Source organism: Pelagibius sp. (genome assembly GCF_965227505.1).
In the GTDB taxonomy this organism is placed as follows: domain Bacteria; phylum Pseudomonadota; class Alphaproteobacteria; order Kiloniellales; family Kiloniellaceae; genus Pelagibius.
The window spans coordinates 4113561-4130063 of record NZ_OZ245757.1 but is presented as its reverse complement, the minus strand read 5'-3'; the positions used below and the strand labels follow the sequence as shown (position 1 = coordinate 4130063).

The window sequence follows — 16503 nt, the reverse complement described above, 5'->3', positions numbered from 1 at the left end:
CCGTCACCCCTGCGGTCCGGCAAGAAAGCTGACCACCGCGTCCAGGAAGGTGGCGCGTCCCCACGCGGCCCGGTCGAGATGCACGAAGTGGGTCGCCTGCGGGATCTGCACGGCGGAGACGCGGCCGGCCTCGCGGCTTGCCAAATGGGCCTGCAACAAGGCCAGGTCCTCAGGCCGCGACCAGAAATCGCCTTCGGAGCGGAGGATCAGCGCATCGGCGGCGATGAGCCGCGCGTCCCAGAGCGCCGCCCCCGTCGCCAGCAGAAAGCTGTCCGCCATGGCGCCGGAAGGAGCGCGGAAGGACGGCGGGTCGCGCTCGGCGGCGGTCGGGTCGCTGGCCAGCGCTGCCTCGACATAGGCCTGGGCGACTGCGGGATCGCGCCACAGTGTCTTGTCCTCCAGCGGGATCGAGCGGTCCCAGCCGGGCAGCAGGCTGTCGGCGGTGTTGAGGCGGTAGTTCTGGAAACGCGCGAGGTTGAAGCGCTCCGGGTTCTCCGGATCGGCGAGGCGAGAGCCCCTGCCGATGCGCGGATGCTCCGGCGTGTATCCGTAGAGCGTGTTGTAGAACACCAGCTTTGAGACCTTCCGCGGATGAAGGCTGGCGTAGTGGCCGGCCCAGTGCCCGCCGGTCGCCCAGCCGAGGATCGCCACCTGCTCGGCCCCGCTGCGGGCCAGCACCGCATCGACGGCGGCGGCAAGATCGCGCACCGCTTCGCCCGAACGCACGAGGGGTTGGGCAACCGCCCGCGGCTGGGTCATCGCATCCGGTCGGGTCGACGCGCCGTAGCCGCGCAGATCGACGATGTAGACCGCCAGGCCCGCCGCTGCGAGGTCCGCGGCCAGGCTGCCGCCGGGCACCGGAAGATCGAAGGAGGGCACACCCGGGACCCGCGCGCCGTGGAGCAGGATCACCGGATCGCCCCGGCGCTCCGCTGCGCTGTCGATCACCGCGCGGATGCCGATCTCGATGCCCGGTTCGGAAAGCGCGGTAAAGGACTCGCGCTGGACATCGGCAAGGGCTGCTGAAGAAAGAGCCGCGGATGTCAGAGTCATTGCAGCGGCGGCGAGGGTTGCCCTCATCATGACCGATCTCCTTTCCCTGTCGTTGACAGCGCCCATATAGGAGATCTCACCGATATCCGAGAAATACCGATTTTGGCTCATGCGATAGAGAAAGCAGATCATATGAACAGCCTCGACCACCCGACACTGCGCCAGTTTCTCGCCGTCGCCGAGGCGGGCACCCTGCGCGCCGCCGCCCGGCGCCTGAACATGAGCCAGCCGCCCCTCACCGCGCGCATCCGGCTGCTGGAGGAACGCCTGGGCGCGCGACTGTTCGACCGCAGCGTCAAGGGTATGCGCCTGACGGCGGCGGGCGCGGCCCTGGCGGAGGATGCGCGCGCCCTGCTGGGCGGGTTGGCGCGGGCGGAAGCCCGTGTCAGGGCTGTCGCCGGAGAGGCAGAGCCGCTGCGCATCGGCTTCGTTTCGGCAGCTTTGAGCGCCGCCCTTCAGGATCTGTTGCGCGGCCTTTCGGCAAAGGCCATGCCGGCACCGCAGTTGCAGGAGATGACGACGCCGCAGCAACTGGAGGCCCTGGAACGCGGGACACTCGACGTCGGCCTTCTGCATCCGCCGGCGCGCAGGCTGGACGATTTCGAAGTCCGGCCGCTGGGGCGCGACCCCTTCTGGGCGGCGCTGCCCTCAAGCCACCGGCTGGCGCGGCGGCGCGCGCTGCGCTTCGCCGAGATCGCCGGGGAGCCCTTCGTGCTGTTTCCGAGGGCGCAGGGCCCGGCCTTGCGCGCGACGGTCGAATCGCTGGTGAAGGACGCCGGGGCGGATCTGAATGTCGTTGCCGAGGCGGCGCGGGCCCACAGCCAGCTTTCCCTCGTCGCCGGCGGCCTCGGCGTCGGTCTTGTCAGCCGCGCGACGGCAGCGCAGATGACCATCCGCGGCGTCACCGTCGTACCGCTGAAAGACACCGCCGAGCGGCTGTTCGTCGAACTGCACCTGCTGGCAGAGCCGCGGACGATGGCGATGCTTGCCAAGCTCATCCCGCTCGGCCGCAAAGGCGGAAAGTGAGTTTTCCCACATCTCGCCGGGAAGGCTCGGACTATTGCTCAACCTGAGGCGGCAGGCGCATCGGGGTGCTGCCACCGCCGGTCCGAGGGGGACCGCCAACAAGGGGGAGCACAAGCAATGGCTGGGGAGTCTTTCGCCGGCAGGGCCAAGAAGTGGTTCGTAAAAACCGCACTGAAGGCGGTGGTTGCAGTGCCGCCACTGCATCGCCGGCTGAACCGGAAACTCATCAATTCCTATGCCTATGCCGCCGGGTTGCGCCCGCGCCCGTTTTCCATGGCGGCGCCCTACACGACCTGGCGCGGGCTGACCGACCGGCGCTATTCCGGGCGCCACATTCCGGTGGCCGCGGCCCACGCGGCAGCCTTGCCTCCGCTGGACGACGTCACGGCCTTGTTCCGCAAGACCGAAGACCGGCGCGCGAGCGATACCAGCCTGCTGTTTCCCTTTTTCGCCCAGTGGTTCACCGACAGCTTCCTGCGCACTAAGTGGAAGCACCCGGACGAACAGGACTTCGCCGAAAACGAAAGCAACCACGAGATCGATCTCTGCCAGATCTACGGGATCTCCGAAGAGCAGACCAACATGCTGCGCGCCGGCAGGGGAGGCCGCCTGAAGAGCCAGATGATCGACGGCGAGGAGTTTCCCGTGCCGCTGTTCGAGGACCGCGGCGGGCGGCTGGAGTTGCATCCGGACTTCACCGATCTCTACAGCGAGGCGAACTTCAAGCGCGTCTTCGCCAATGCCGACGATGCCCATAAGAGGACCTGCTTTGCCGTCGGCCTGGAGCACGGCAACTCGACCCTTGGCAACACGGTCATGAACACCCTCTTCCTGCGCGAGCACAACCGTATCGCCGGCATTATCGCGCAGGCCCATCCGGACTGGGACGACGAGCGCCTGTTCCAGACGGCGCGCAACGTCTGCATCGTGCTGCTGTTGAAGATCGTCATCGGCGACTACATCGTCCACATCGCACCGGCCGACTTTCCGCTGATGGTCGTACCCGGCATGGCAGAACGGGAGCGCTGGTACCGTACCAACTGGATAGCCGTCGAGTTCGCCCTGCTTTACCGCTGGCACGATCTCATTCCCGCAACGGTCTCCTTCGCGGGCGAGACCCGCGACTCCAGCGCGCTGCGACACGGGAACGGCTGGTTGCTGGAGGTCGGCGTCGAACGGGTCTGCCACGATGCCTGCCGCCAGCTTGCCGGCAAGATCACTCTCGGCAACACGCCGGACTTCCTGATGAAGGTGAAGGAAAGCAGCCTCGAAATGGCGCGCGGCTGCGCGCTGGCGCCCTACAACGCTTACCGCAAGCACTACGGCAAAGAGCCCGCGACGGGCTTCGAGGACCTCACCCGCGACCCGGTGCTGGCAAAGAAGCTCAAGGAGGTTTATGGCGACATCGATGCGCTGGAGTGGTTCGTCGGCATCTTCGCGGAGGCCTACGACGATGCGGAGATGATGGGTGACCTCTTGAAGACCATGGTCGCGAACGACGCCTTTACCCAGGCGCTGACCAACCCGCTGCTGGCCGAGGCCGTCTACAACGCCGACACCTTCTCGGCGGAGGGCCTGGAGATCATCGAGACCACCAACCGCCTTGCCGACATCATCGTCCGCAACACGTCCATCGAGGACACAGGCAGCGTCGGGTTCAAGTACCGTGCGGCCTAGTCGGCGACGGGCCGCCTAGTCCGCTACCGGCACCGTGTAGTTGAGGCCGAGGCGGCCGCCGTCGGCGTAGAGGGTCTGGCCGGTGATGTAGCTGGAATCGGACGAAGCCAGGAAGACGGCGACATTGCCCATCTCCTCCGGCTCGCCCAGGCGGCCCATGGGGGTGCGCGACATCAGGCGCTTCCAGGCCTCCGGATCATCGTTGACCGCGCTCACCATGGGCGTGTTGATGGAGCCGGGGCCGACGGCGTTCACGCGCACACCCTTGTCCGCCAGTGCCAGGGCCATCACCTTGGTGAGCTGGTTCACGCCGCCCTTGGCGACGCAGTAGGGCGTGATGCTGGGGATCGCCACCACCGCGTTGATCGACGACATGTTGATGATGGTGCCCCTGCTGCCGTCGGGGCGCGCGTTCTGCGCCACCATGCGGCGTGCCGCGGCCTGGCCGCAGAGGAAAACGCCCTTCAGGTTGACGCGGATGACGGCGTCGAAGTCTTCCTCGGTGAAGTCCAGGAAGTCGCCGGCCTTGACGATGCCGGCATTGGCCACCATGCAGTCGAGGCGCCCGAAGGCGGCAACCGCCGAGTCCACCAGCGCCTCCACCGCCGCCCTGTCGCCGACGTCGCAGGCGACGAAGACCGCCTCCGCCCCCTCGGCCTGCAGCGCTTCCGCCGCGGCTTCGCCCTGGTCGCGGTCGACGTCGGAAACCACCACCCTGGCGCCCTCGGCCGCAAAGCGCTTGGCGCAGCCCAGCCCGATACCCCCGGCCGCACCGGTCACCACGACCACCTGATCCTTCACCCGCATCGCTGTTCTCTTTCCCCTGATTGTCTTTGCCTGAGACGGCCCGCCTCGCCCTTCGAGACGCGATCCCGCGGATCGCTCCTCAGGGTGAGGCTTAAACAGTGACCTCATCCTGAGAAGGACAGATTGTATGTCTCAAAGGATGAGCCGACCGCTTCTTCCTAACCCCTCACTTCAAACCGCCCCCGGCCTTCGGAAACCCGATGCCGGCCAGCGATTCGCGGATTTCGTCGAGGATCACCGGATCGTCGATGGTGGCCGGTGTCTTGAAGTCCTCGCCGTCGGCGATCTTGCGCATGGTGGCGCGCAGGATCTTGCCGGAGCGGGTCTTCGGCAGGCGCTTGACCACCGCGGCGCTCTTGAAGGCCGCCACCGGGCCGATGCGATCGCGCACCATCTGCACCACCTCGTCGGTCACCGCGCCGTCGCCGGCCCCGGCCTTCAGCACCACGAAGCCGACCGGAAGCTGGCCCTTCAGGCTGTCGGCAACGCCGATGACGGCGCACTCGGCAACGTCCGGGTGGGCGGCCAGCACCTCCTCCATCGCGCCGGTCGAAAGGCGGTGGCCGGCAACATTGATGATGTCGTCGGTGCGCGCCATGACGTGGACGTAACCCTCCTCGTCGATGATGCCGGCATCGCCGGTCTCGTAGTAGCCGGGAAAGTTGGCGAGGTAGGACTTGGTGTAGCGCTCCTTGGCATTCCACAGCGTCGGAAAGGTGCCCGGCGGCATCGGCAGCTTGCCGGCCAGCGCGCCGATGGTGCCCGGCGGCACCTCGTGCCCTTCGGAGTCCAGCACCTTCAGGTCCCAGCCCGGCATCGGCCGTGTCGGCGAGCCCGCCTTCACCGGCAGCAGTTCGATGCCCAGGCAGTTGGCAGCGATGGCCCAGCCGGTCTCGGTCTGCCACCAGTGATCGATCACCGGCACCTGCAGCTTCTCTTCCGCCCAGGCAAGGGTGTCGGGGTCGCAGCGCTCGCCGGCGAGGAAGAGGGCGCGGAAGTGGCCGAGATCATACTTGCCGATGTGATCGCCCTCCGGGTCCTGCTGGCGGATGGCGCGGAAGGCCGTCGGCGCGGTGAAGAGGCTGACTGCCTTATGCTGGCTGATCACGCGCCAGAAGGCGCCGGGGTCGGGCGTGCCCACCGGCTTGCCCTCGTAGAAGATGGTGGTGGCGCCGTGCAGCAGCGGGCCATAGACAATGTACGAGTGGCCCACCACCCAGCCGACGTCGGAAGCCGACCAGTACACCTCGCCGGGGTCGATGTTGTAGAGGTTCTTCATCGTCCACTTCAGCGCCACCGCATGGCCGCCGTTGTCGCGCACGATGCCCTTGGGCTGGCCGGTGGTGCCGGAGGTATAGAGGATGTAGAGCGGATCGGTGGCGGCGACCGGCACGCAAGCGTGCGGCTGCGCCGCCGCCACGGCCTCTTCCCAGTCCTCGTCGCGCCCCGTGGTGAGCGCGGCAGTGGCCTGCGGGCGCTGCAGAATGAGGCAGGCGTCCGGCTTGTGGGCGGCCATGTCGATGGCGGCATCCAGCAGCGGCTTGTACTCGATCACCCGGTTGACCTCGATCCCGCAGGAGGCGGAGAGGATCGCCTTGGGCGCTGCGTCGTCGATGCGGGTCGCCAGTTCGTTGGCGGCGAAGCCCCCGAAGACCACGGAGTGAACGGCGCCCAGGCGCGCGCAGGCCAGCATGGCGACGGCGGCCTCGGGCACCATGGGCATGTAGACGATCACCCGGTCGCCCTTGGCGACACCGCGCGCCGCCAGCGCGCCGGCCAGCCGCGCCACCTGGTCCTGCAGCTCGGCGTAAGTGATGCTGCGGATCGTGTCGGTGACCGGACTGTCGTAGATGATGGCCGCCTGCTCGCCGCGGCCGTTTTCGACGTGGCGGTCGACGGCGTTGTGGCAGGTGTTCAGCTCGCCGCCCGGGAACCAGCGGTAATAGGGCGGGTCGCTGTCGTCCAGCACCCGGTCCCAGGTTTTCGTCCAGTCGATCTCCGCCGCCGCCGCGGCCCAAAAACCTTCCGGGTCGGCCGCCGCCGCCCGATAAACCTCGTCGAAACGCCCCATGATGCTTCCGCTCCCTGAATGCCCCGATGCCAGCCTTGCCCAGCTTGTCTTAGGCCCCCTTCCTGGAAGCCAAGCATAGGCGGCTGACGACGGAAACGAAAGCCGCCCGGCAAGCGGCGCCCGCCCATGCCGCAGTGCGACAAAACGCCCCGGCCCCCCGGTTTCGGTCGCAATCCTAATCCTGAGTGAATAACTCAGATATGCCGCAGAAACCGAACCCTTCGAGCCAAAAAAGGACCCTTTACCGTGCGTTACCTTCCCTATGCCGTGGGCGGCTTCATGCTGCTGCCCTTCGCCATCTGGCTTGCCTTCTGGGGCCTCTTTCCCGGGCCCAAGCACGGCCTGGACGTGCCGCTGGTGAGCGCCATGCTGGCCACCTCCATGCCGCTGGTGCTGTGGTTCTTCTTCGCCAACCTGGGCTTTCTCGCCAATTCCATCGGCGGCGGCGACCAGTACGACCGGCCGGACTTCCGCCCCGTGCGCGGCCTCGTCGCCCTGCTGCCCTGGGCGGCCCTGGCGCTGGGTCTGCTGAGCCAGCCCTATCTCTTTTTGCAGGGCGAGGTGAACGCGCTGATGCCGCTGCCGCTCATCACCGGCGCGGCGATCTTCTTCGCCATCCAAAGGGGCGAAAAGGCGCGCGCCGCCGACCGCGCCCTCTGCAAGCCGCAGAGCAAGCCGCAGGGCGCGCCGGCCGACGCGGCACCGGCCCGGCCCTCCGCCCTCGCCCGGCTGGGCGGACACGGCCTGAAACTGGTCTACGCCGTCCCGCTGGTAGGCTGGCTGATCGAGGACGCGGTGAAGGGCCGCGAAAGCGCCAAGCTGTTCCTTGCGCTCAATGTCTTCATCCTGGCGGCCGCGGCCGTCGCGGTCTTCGGCTACCCGGCCCTCATCGTGATGGCCCTCGCCCTGGTGCCGGTCATCTTCGCCGGCATCTTCTGGACGACCTGGGCGTAAGCGCGGCCTCGCGCCGAGCTATCCTCAAGCACGCGGTCGGGCCGGGCAGTGCCCCGGCCCGCCGTGCTGCCGGCTCCAGGGGCGCGACTGCCCAGCCGGGAGTTCGCCATTTACGCAATGTTAAGTCGAATGGCGCGAAGCTGATCGGCGGGAAACCGCCTAAACCGCCGAGCTGACCGGCTGACGACTCCGCGGGGTCCCACGGCGGGTCCGGAGGGCAGTGGGATGAGCATCGCGGCAGGAAACGCTTCCAAGACTTTACCAGAGACGCCCGATCACCCGGTCGGACAGACGGTCGAGCAGACGGACCCGAGAAGCGGGCCCCCGAAGGCCGACGCCAGGGCGCTTCAGGCCCAGGTAAGCCACGCGGTCGGCCGCGACGAGGCCGACTACAAGAACGCCAAGGCGGGCATTGCCGACTATCTGCGCCATGCACAGAAGCAGAGTGGCCGTGGCCCGCTCGAACTGGTGCGGGAGTTCTATCGCCTGCATCGCGGCCCCGGCAAGATGACCCTGCCGGAATACGTACAGTACGGCGTTTACGACCGCAGCCGCCACAGCCCGGAGGACCAGGCGCGGTTCATCACCAACACCCTGCACTGGCCCATCACCCGCGCCTGCTGCGACATGACCTGGCAGGCGACCACCGAAGACAAGTGGCTCTGCTCCCACATCCTTGCGCAATCGCAGGTCCGGATCCCCGAGACGCTGGCGGTGATCGACACGTCCGAGCGGACCTATCCCAACACGCACAAGATCTCGACCGCCGCAGCGCTGCGCGATTTCATGACATCGCAGGACGCAGTGCCGCTGTTCGGCAAGGAGAACCGGGGCATCTGCAGCTTCGGCGCCTTCCTGGTCGAAGAGGCCGATGCGGATGGTATGGTCCTCCGAGGACAGGGGCGACTTGGCTACGAGACCTGCATGGAGCAGTGGATCGGCGCAACGCCCTATCTGCTGCAACCCCTGCAGCGCAACCACAGCTTCTTCGACCGCTATACCGACGGCCTCGCCACGGTGCGCGTCTGCATCCTGCTGGACAGGGACGGCATCAGGATCCCCTTCGCGGTCCTGAAGCTGCCCGGGCAGGGCATGATCGCGGACAGCTTCTGGCGCCCCGGCAACGTCGCCTGCAATCTCGACCCCGGGAGCGGCCGCATCGTCACCGCCCGGACCAAGGACCCGCTCGGCACGACGGACCACACGCTGCATCCGCAGACCGAGACGCCCCTGGTCGGTGAAACCCTGCCGTACTGGGACCGCGTGCTCGGCATGGCCCATGCCTGCGCGCCGATCTTCACGCCCGTGCGCTATCAGTCGATGGACATCGCCATCACCCAGGACGGACCGGTTCTGATCGAGATCAACACCGGCGGCGGTTTCGACCTGCCGCAGCTGGCCAGCGGCGTGGGCTTTCTGACCGACGAGGTGCGCACCTTCTTCCGCGACAGTGGTTACGCAAAGCTCTGAGGGCGCGGCCGCGTCCAGCCGGCGCGGCGGCGCGATGCCCCTCGGGGGGTGCAGGCCCGGAGGTCTGGTGCCCGGAGTTCTGGTGCCCGGAGTTCTGGTGCCCGGGGGTCCTGCATAGAGAGGGAATGCGATAATGCCTCCCAAAACCGATGTCTATGAGGCCGAACCGATCCCGGAGTCGGCGCGCGCCGAGATCGACGCCCTGCTGGCCAAGGGAGATCTGTTCCGCTACCGCGTGGCGACAGGCTCGCCCGTTGCCGAACTGGAGAGCGCCTTCGCTGCCTTCATGGGCGCTTCCTTTGCGCTGGCCGTGAACTCCTGCTCCTCCGCTCTCTTTCTGTCGCTGAAGGCGCTGGGCCTGGAGGCAGGCGACAAGGTCGCAATCCCGGCCTTTACCTTTTCCGCCGTTCCCTCGGCCGTCGTTCATGCGGGCTGCCGCGCGGTGCTGGTCGACGTGACAGCGAACTATCGCATCGATGTCGCCGACTTCGAGGCAAAGCTGGCAGAGGGCATCAAGGCGGTGATCATCAGCCACATGCGCGGCCACACCTCCGACATGGACGCGATCATGGCGCTCTGCGAGGCGCGCGGCATCCCGGTGATCGAAGACGCGGCGCATTCCCTCGGTACCCTCTGGTCGGGCCGCAGGATCGGCACCATCGGACGCATCGGCTGTTTCTCCTTCCAGTCCTTCAAGATGATGAACGGCGGCGAAGGCGGCATGCTGATCACCGAGGACCCGAACATCATCGCCCGGGCGGTGATCATGTCCGGAGCCTACGAGCATAACTGGAAGCAGCATCCCATCGTCCACGACCGCTGCCGCTTCTGGCAGAACAAGCTGCCGCTCTACAACATGCGCATGAACAACCTCTCCGCGGCGGTGGTGCGCCCGCAGATCGAGGAGGTGCCGCGGCGGGTGCGCGACGGCCGGGCCAACCACGACTATGTCGCCGCCCTGCTGAACGCCTCGCCCTGGCTGGAGGTGCCGCCACCGCTCGAACAGGAGTTGCGGGCGCCGGATTCAATCCAGTTCAATCTCCGCGGCTTCGACTCCGACGAAGAGGTGAAGGCCTTCCAGCGTAGCGCCAACGAGAAGGGCGTTCCGGTTCAGGTTTTCGGGCTGTCGGAGGACAACGCCCGGGCGTTCTGGAACTGGCAGTTCATCGGTCCGCAGAAGAACCTGGAGCAGACCCGCGCCATGCTGATGCGGGCCTGCGACGTCCGCCTGCCGGCGCGGCTGGGACAGGCGGACCTGGACTTCATCGCCACCGCGTTGCTGGACGCCGCCGGTGCGGTGAAAAAAGCGAACCGCAACGCCGGCGATCCGCTGCGGGCCCGGCCCCAAGGCAGGTCCGCCGGCCGCCCCCCTCGGGACAAGCCCGGCAGGACCGGAAAGAGCAGGGGGCCGGGGCCCTTTCCTGACCCCGGCCCCGCCGGCAACCCGGTGGGGAGCCGACGCGCCTAACCGTCCGGGGTCTACCCGTCAGGCCTTGCGCGGCCGGATCCGCACCAGATCCTCCAGCACGCCGTCCATGCCGTTTCCGACGACGACGTTGCCGACCTTCTCGGACACCTTCTCAAGCGCCTCGAGCTCCTTCAGCCGCAGGAGGATGGGGTTGTCCTCCATCAGCTTCGCGGTGTTGAGCAGGGACCGCGTGGCCGCGGTCTCCTCCCGCCGCTTGATGACGTTGGCCTGGGCGGTCTTCTCCGCCTCGATGACCCGGTTCATCAGCTCCCGGACATCGCCCGGCAGGATGACGTCCTTCACACCGACGGAGGAGACCTCCAGCCCCGCCTCGCCCAGCTTGGGCAGCAGCAGGTTTGCGATCGCCTGGTTGATGCCCAGCTTGTCGCCGAGCAGCTCCTCAAGCGTCCGCGTGCCCACCACCTGCCGCAACGCGAACTGAAGCTCTTTGTAGAGGAAGTCCTTCAGGTCCGCGGTCAGCGCCACCGCCTTCAGCGGGTCTGCGACCCGGTAGACGGCGGTGATGTTGGCCCGCAGGCCGATCCGGTCCTTGGTCAGAACCTCCTGGCCGGTCACCTCCAGGGTCTGCAGCCGCAGATCGAAGGTCACCACCTGAATGTTCCGCAGAGCCTTCACGAAGGCGTAGCGGCCGGGGGTCAGCCGGGACTGCAGCACGCCGTCGACGTAGAGCAGACCCACGTGGTCGGAGACCACCTCGGCAATCGCCACCAGGCTCTTGGAAACCAGGTCCTGGGCCGCCAGCCGCGCCAGGGGCGCAACCAGCCGCTCGGGCAGAGCGATCTCCGTGGCGGCGTCGATCACCTCCAGGCTCACCGGCCGCAACAGCTTGCCGTAGAAGGCGACGCTGCGCGGCGCCACCAGCCCGGCCAGCTTGCCGTTGGCGTAGACCACCCCCAGCTCCCCGTCGCCCATGTCGGCGACCAGGAAGTAGGTCTGAACCACCTGCGGGTGGGTCAGGTAGAGCGCCTGCAGTTCCGGCGCCTTGACCAGCGGCGCCCGCAGGTCGAGCTTCACGACCTCGATCTGGCCCTGGCCCCGCAGCATCCGGTAGACGCCCGGCTCCAGCACCTTCTGGAAGGCCCGGTCCCGGTACAGGAGACCGAGCTCGTAATCGGCAATCTTCTCGGTCTTGATAACCATCGAACTACTCCTTGTTCTTCGTACGTGTTTCTCTCGCCCTCGCGGAGGACCGGAACCTTCTTGTGCTGGCCCCCGCTGCGGGGGCCGGAAAAGTTCCAAATGAATAAAGATGTCGGATCACCGGAAGAGCGCCGACCGCGGCTGCTGGTCGTTCCCTGCGTTCTCCCTCCCCCGCCCGGGCGGCGCCCCGGGGTGCCGTGCCACCGGCGGCCGTCCGCTCCAAAGAGCAGCGGGCACGGCCTGCGGCACGGCGTGCCGAAGCGCCTGACGGACAGGGTTGGAGAACGCGGCGGGACCGCGCGGAAGCAGACCGCCGCCTGGCCCCTGCCCGTCACCGCCGCGGCGGCCGAAGCCGCCAACGCAGGTGTCCGGACGGGACCTGGCCCCCTTCCGGCATCCTTCGTTTCGAGATCAGCTTTTGAGGCTGAGTCGGATGGGAGGATTCGAACCCCCTACCGCTGGAGTCTTGTCCAGTGCTCTAACCAATGAGCTACATCGCGTAAGGGTCACAGGAGTCGAACCTGTTCCTCCGGACCTCAAGGTCCGGCGCTCTCCGCTGAGCTAAACCCCTGGGTGGTACCGCCTCGAGAGCTTCGAGACGTTCTGCTCGATACACGCGGGGCGCATTACGGACGCCGGGCGCGCCGGCCGGGCCTTCGGAGCCCGGACCATAGAGCGGTCAAAAGTACCTAACGAATGTGGCCCCGGATCTCTCGCGAGGGATGCCTTCGTCGGTTGCTATGTGGTGCTTGGTGCTTTCATGGTCCTGCTCCCCTTCTCTTGTCTGGCGGGGCAGGACACGCGCAAAGACGCGGGTCTAGACCCCGGCGGTGATGCCCCAGTTCTTTGGGCTTAAGAAGTCTTCCCGGATTGTCATCGGGTTTCCTCTTGCGCGTTGACCGGCGGCAGGATTGCCGTCGGGTTCGGGGGTATAGGCCGGAGGGGATTCGGAAATCAACCGCAAACCGGCGGTTGAGAGCAGAAAAGACCGAAGCGGAATGAGGACTCGGCTCCGCGATGAAGAAAGTTGCGCGGAGCGCGGGGAGCCGCTACCTCTTCTTGCACTGCCAACGACAAGCTGCGGTCAACGCGGCATCTGGGACAGAGTTCAAGAGATGGACAGCCGCACCAATCCCTTCGAGGAGGGCCTCGCCAGAGGTCCGTCCAATTTCGAGTCGCTTTCGCCGCTGAGCTTCCTGCCGCGCGCCGCGGCGGTCTACCCCGGCCGCACCGCCGTCATCCACGGCAGCCTGCGCTATACCTGGGCGGAGGTTTACGAACGCTGCCGCCGGCTGGCCTCGGCGCTTGCCAAGCGCGGTATCGGCGCGGGCGACTGCGTTGCCGTGATGGCGCCCAACACGCCGGCGGCGCTGGAGGCGCACTTCGGCATCGCCGCCGCCGGTGCGGTGCTGAACGCATTGAACGTGCGCCTGGACGCCGCCACCATCGCCTTCATTCTCAATCACGGCGAAGCCAGGGTGCTGATCACCGACCGCGAGTTCTCGCCCACCATCAAGACCGCGCTGGCCCAGGTGGAGCACGACATCCTGGTGATCGACATCGACGATCCCTTAGCCGAAGGTGGCTCGCTCATTGGCGAGACCGACTACGAGAGCTTCCTCGCCTCGGGCGATCCGGACTTCCCCTGGCGGCTGCCCGACGACGAGTGGGACTCGCTCTCCCTGCTCTACACCTCCGGCACCACCGGCAACCCCAAGGGCGTGGTCTACCACCACCGCGGCGCCTATCTGAACGCGCTGGGCAACATCCAGGTCTGGGGCATGGGCGCGCACCCGGTCTATCTCTGGACCCTGCCGATGTTCCACTGCAACGGCTGGTGCTTTCCCTGGACGATCACCGCGCTGGGCGGCACCCACGTCTGCCTGCGCCAGGTGCGCGCCGATGCGATCTATGCGGCCATCGCCGAGCACGGCGTCACCCACCTCTGCGGCGCGCCGGTCGTCATGCAGATGATGCTGAATGCGACGGAGAACGAAAAGCGCCCCTTCGAGCAGCAGGTGAAGTTCATGACCGCCGCCGCGCCGCCACCGGCGAGCGTGCTGGCCGCCATGGCCGACGAGGGCATCGAGGTCACCCATGTCTACGGCCTGACGGAGGTCTACGGCCCCGCGGTGGTCTGCGCCTGGCATGCCGATTGGGACGGCCTCGACATCGAACAGCAGGCGGCGCTGAAGGCGCGCCAGGGCGTCAGCTATCCGGTGCTGGACGGGCTGATGGTCGCCGATGCCGAAACCCTGGCGCCGGTGCCGCGCGACGGGCAGACCCTGGGCGAGGTCTTCATGCGCGGCAACATCGTCATGAAGGGCTATCTGAAAAATCCCGGCGCCACCGAGGCGGCCTTCGACGGCGGCTGGTTCCACACCGGCGACCTGGCGGTCTGGCACCCGGACGGCTACATCGAGCTGAAGGACCGCTCCAAGGACATCATCATCTCCGGCGGCGAGAACATCTCCTCTATTGAGATCGAGAACGCGCTCTACCGCCACGCCGCCGTCGCCGGCGCCGCGGTGGTGGCGCGCCCGGACGAGAAATGGGGCGAGAGCCCTTGCGCCTTCGTCGAACTGAAGCCGGAGGCAAGCGCCGACGAAGCCGAGATCATCGCCTTCTGTCGCGATAACATGGCCCACTTCAAGGCGCCCAAGACGGTGATCTTCGGGCCCCTGCCCAAGACCTCCACCGGCAAGATCCAGAAGTTCGTGCTGCGCGATCGGGCCAAAGCGCTGTAGAAGCTTTTCCATGAGCAAGAGCGAGGAGACCCGCGCGCGAATCGCCCGGGCGGCGCTGCGGCTGTTCGTGGAGCAGGGCGTCGCCGCGACGCGCACGCGCGAGATCGCCGCCGCCGCCGCGGTGGCCGAGGGGTCAATCTACCGCTACTTCGAGTCCAAGGAAGCGCTCGCCCACGATCTCTTCAAGCAGGTCTATGTGCGTTATGCCGAGGACCTGCAGGCCATCGCCGCGAGGAAGGCGCCGTTCCGCGAGACCTGGGCCGCCGTGGTGGCCCAGCTCTGCCGCGCCTTCGACGAAGACGCCGATGCCTTCCGCTTCCTCCTCATCACCCAGCACGATCACCTGGGCGAGATCTCGGCCCGCCTGGAAAGCCCGGTGGAGGTGGTGCGGGCGCTTATGGCCGAGGCCATCGCCGCCGGCGAGATCTCCGTCCCCGACGCGGACCTCGCCACCTCCCTCGGCCTCGGGGCGATCGTCCAGGCGGCGATCTTCGTCCTCTACGGACAACTGCAGGGGCCGCTCTCGGCCTGGACCGTCGAGATCCAGGCCCGCAGTCTGAAGGCCCTGATCTGAGCCCGCCCTGATCTGACCCCCGCCCTGATCTGACCCCCGCCCAGGCGAGCCGCCGGCAATCCCGCCGGTCACCCCAGCAATGACCAATCCGATCCAAGGCGGTGCATCTCGCTCTTGAAAATGAGTGAACACTCACTCATGTATTGAGCCCATGGGCCTCGGCCCGATCAGAACGAGGGAGGCATGCATGCCGGAACCGCAGAAAATCCGCTTTGCCGAGGGCAGCGGCGGAGCGTTCTACAAGGAAGCCAAGCAGGCGGCGGAGAGCTATCTGGCTGCCGCCGGCAGGTCCCGCTTCGCCGATGCGCGCATGATCGCGAAAGGGCTGATCTTCGGGGGTCTGGCGGCGGCCGCCTACGCCGGGGTGCTCTGGTCCGGCCTGCCCGGGCCTGCCCTCTTCGGCTTTGCCGCCGTCTTTCAGTTGGCGGCCTTCTTCCTGGCGGTGAACCTGGGCCACGACGCGGCCCACGATGCGCTGTTCCGCAGCCAGCGGCTGAACCGCTTCGTCGTCAACGCGACCTTTACCCTGCTGGGGGTCGACGGCCGGCTCTGGGCGCTGCGCCACCGCAAGTCGCACCATGTCTTCCCCAACGTGCTGGGCTGCGATGCCGACATCGACGACAACACCTTCGTGCGGCTGTCCCCGCACCACCGCTGGCGGCCCTATCACCGCTTGCAGCATCTCTACGCGCCCCTGCTCTACATGCTGGTGGGGCTGCATTCGATCCTGGTTCTGGATGTCGTTTATCTGCGCAAGAAGAGCCTCGCCAACATGCGCAACCTCACCCATAGCCGAAGCGAAATTGCCGGCTTTGTCTTCCGCAAGGCCGTCTACTTCACGCTCTGCCTGGGCCTGCCGCTGGCGCTGCTGCCCCTGCCGGCCTGGCAGATCGCCCTTGGCTGGATCGGCGTGACGGCGATCATGTCACTGACCTTCATGGCGCTGCTGGTCGGCACCCACTTCGCCGAAGAATCAGCCTTTCCCGCGGTGGCTGCGGACGGCTCCATCCCGCGCGGCTGGGCCGAACACGCGGTGGCCACCGCCGTCGACTGGAACCCGGAAAGCCGCTTCGTTCACTTCCTGACCGGCGGCTTCAACACCCACGCGACCCATCACCTCTTCCCCAACCTTTCGCACCTGCACTACCGGGCCATCGACCCCTTGATGAAAGCGGCGGCACAGCGCCATGGCATTGCCGTCGCGGCCACGACCCTCGGCGGCCTCGTGCTGTCCCACTGGCGCTTCCTGCGCCGACTCGGACAGGGGCCCGGCGACCCCGGGCGGGTGCCGCTGGGAGAGCGCCATCGCCTCGAGAACCAGGATCTCCCGCAGCAGGCCAGCGGCGGCCAGCCAGAGCAAAGCGCTTCTGCCTTAACACAACCCTAGGGTGTAATTGAGCATATGCCCCATTCTTTCACGCCGCAGCGCAAACCGAGGGCGCAAGTGGAACAGGGCGATCCGGGTTTACCAATTCTTTGACTTCAAGAGTGAACA

At 67.2% G+C, this 16503-nt stretch carries 12 protein-coding genes and 2 tRNA genes; 8 read left to right on the top strand and 6 right to left on the bottom strand.

Translation table 11 applies throughout. The features are described from left to right. Positions 1-3 precede the first annotated feature (3 nt). Positions 4-1083: an alpha/beta fold hydrolase gene (locus tag ACO06P_RS19405; protein ID WP_420346869.1), complete on the bottom strand. Its 1080-nt coding sequence runs from the start codon at positions 1081-1083 to the stop codon at positions 4-6. A 102-nt stretch (positions 1084-1185) separates the two neighbouring features. Here ACO06P_RS19405 and ACO06P_RS19400 point away from each other — a divergent pair, with 102 nt between their 5' ends. Together ACO06P_RS19400 and ACO06P_RS19395 are read left to right on the top strand one after the other, a co-directional pair. After that, positions 1186-2079, top strand: coding sequence for a LysR family transcriptional regulator (locus tag ACO06P_RS19400; protein ID WP_420346868.1), 894 nt, complete (start codon positions 1186-1188; stop codon positions 2077-2079). Positions 2080-2196: 117 nt separating this feature from the next. Further along, positions 2197-3756 (top strand): peroxidase family protein, encoded by a 1560-nt coding sequence (locus ACO06P_RS19395; protein WP_420346867.1) that lies wholly within the window; start codon positions 2197-2199, stop codon positions 3754-3756. Positions 3757-3771: 15 nt separating this feature from the next. Here the strand turns inward: ACO06P_RS19395 and ACO06P_RS19390 are convergent, their stop codons facing one another. Continuing rightward, positions 3772-4563: an SDR family NAD(P)-dependent oxidoreductase gene (locus ACO06P_RS19390; RefSeq protein ID WP_420346866.1), complete on the bottom strand. Its 792-nt coding sequence runs from the start codon at positions 4561-4563 to the stop codon at positions 3772-3774. Positions 4564-4729: 166 nt separating this feature from the next. Further along, positions 4730-6634, bottom strand: a complete 1905-nt coding sequence (locus tag ACO06P_RS19385; protein WP_420346865.1) for a propionyl-CoA synthetase — start codon at positions 6632-6634, stop codon at positions 4730-4732. Positions 6635-6880: 246 nt separating this feature from the next. Between ACO06P_RS19385 and ACO06P_RS19380 the strand changes: the two genes are divergently transcribed. The 3 genes from ACO06P_RS19380 (at position 6881) to ACO06P_RS19370 (ending at position 10526) form a co-directional block, all read left to right on the top strand. Beyond that, positions 6881-7588 carry a hypothetical protein gene (locus ACO06P_RS19380; RefSeq protein WP_420346864.1) on the top strand — a complete coding sequence of 236 codons (708 nt, stop codon included), beginning with the start codon at positions 6881-6883 and terminating at the stop codon, positions 7586-7588. A 225-nt stretch (positions 7589-7813) separates the two neighbouring features. Then, complete coding sequence (locus tag ACO06P_RS19375) at positions 7814-9058, top strand: sugar-transfer associated ATP-grasp domain-containing protein (RefSeq protein ID WP_420346863.1); 1245 nt, start codon at positions 7814-7816, stop codon at positions 9056-9058. A 133-nt stretch (positions 9059-9191) separates the two neighbouring features. Further along, positions 9192-10526 (top strand): DegT/DnrJ/EryC1/StrS family aminotransferase, encoded by a 1335-nt coding sequence (locus ACO06P_RS19370; RefSeq protein WP_420346862.1) that lies wholly within the window; start codon positions 9192-9194, stop codon positions 10524-10526. Positions 10527-10544: 18 nt separating this feature from the next. On the opposite strand, the gene ACO06P_RS19365 is transcribed toward ACO06P_RS19370, so the two are convergent. From ACO06P_RS19365 to ACO06P_RS19355, 3 genes are all read right to left on the bottom strand, one after another. Continuing rightward, the gene (locus ACO06P_RS19365; protein WP_420346861.1) at positions 10545-11687 is read right to left on the bottom strand and encodes a slipin family protein; all 1143 of its coding nucleotides are present in this window, start codon (positions 11685-11687) and stop codon (positions 10545-10547) included. A gap of 429 nt (positions 11688-12116) precedes the next feature. Then, positions 12117-12187 (bottom strand) — tRNA-OTHER (locus ACO06P_RS19360). Continuing rightward, positions 12188-12258 (bottom strand) — tRNA-Gln (locus ACO06P_RS19355). Positions 12259-12802: 544 nt separating this feature from the next. On the opposite strand from ACO06P_RS19355, the gene ACO06P_RS19350 reads away from it, so the two are divergent. The 3 genes from ACO06P_RS19350 (at position 12803) to ACO06P_RS19340 (ending at position 16395) form a co-directional block, all read left to right on the top strand. Then, positions 12803-14434 (top strand): acyl-CoA synthetase, encoded by a 1632-nt coding sequence (locus ACO06P_RS19350; RefSeq protein WP_420346860.1) that lies wholly within the window; start codon positions 12803-12805, stop codon positions 14432-14434. 10 nt (positions 14435-14444) lie between these two features. Next, positions 14445-15008, top strand: a complete 564-nt coding sequence (locus ACO06P_RS19345; protein WP_420346859.1) for a TetR/AcrR family transcriptional regulator — start codon at positions 14445-14447, stop codon at positions 15006-15008. Between the two features lie 187 nt (positions 15009-15195). Next, positions 15196-16395 (top strand): fatty acid desaturase family protein, encoded by a 1200-nt coding sequence (locus ACO06P_RS19340; protein WP_420346858.1) that lies wholly within the window; start codon positions 15196-15198, stop codon positions 16393-16395. Positions 16396-16503: the final 108 nt, after the last annotated feature.

Bases quoted from the DNA above. Each gene is read 5' to 3' on its own strand.
- ACO06P_RS19385 (WP_420346865.1), bottom strand. From the start codon at position 6,634: ATGGGGCGTTTCGACGAGGTTTATCGGGCGGCGGCGGCCGACCCGGAA.
- ACO06P_RS19350 (WP_420346860.1), top strand. From the start codon at position 12,803: ATGGACAGCCGCACCAATCCCTTCGAGGAGGGCCTCGCCAGAGGTCCG.
- ACO06P_RS19370 (WP_420346862.1), top strand. From the start codon at position 9,192: ATGCCTCCCAAAACCGATGTCTATGAGGCCGAACCGATCCCGGAGTCG.
- ACO06P_RS19390 (WP_420346866.1), bottom strand. From the start codon at position 4,563: ATGCGGGTGAAGGATCAGGTGGTCGTGGTGACCGGTGCGGCCGGGGGT.
- ACO06P_RS19405 (WP_420346869.1), bottom strand. From the start codon at position 1,083: ATGATGAGGGCAACCCTCGCCGCCGCTGCAATGACTCTGACATCCGCG.
- ACO06P_RS19345 (WP_420346859.1), top strand. From the start codon at position 14,445: ATGAGCAAGAGCGAGGAGACCCGCGCGCGAATCGCCCGGGCGGCGCTG.
- ACO06P_RS19400 (WP_420346868.1), top strand. From the start codon at position 1,186: ATGAACAGCCTCGACCACCCGACACTGCGCCAGTTTCTCGCCGTCGCC.
- ACO06P_RS19375 (WP_420346863.1), top strand. From the start codon at position 7,814: ATGAGCATCGCGGCAGGAAACGCTTCCAAGACTTTACCAGAGACGCCC.
- ACO06P_RS19340 (WP_420346858.1), top strand. From the start codon at position 15,196: ATGCCGGAACCGCAGAAAATCCGCTTTGCCGAGGGCAGCGGCGGAGCG.
- ACO06P_RS19365 (WP_420346861.1), bottom strand. From the start codon at position 11,687: ATGGTTATCAAGACCGAGAAGATTGCCGATTACGAGCTCGGTCTCCTG.
- ACO06P_RS19395 (WP_420346867.1), top strand. From the start codon at position 2,197: ATGGCTGGGGAGTCTTTCGCCGGCAGGGCCAAGAAGTGGTTCGTAAAA.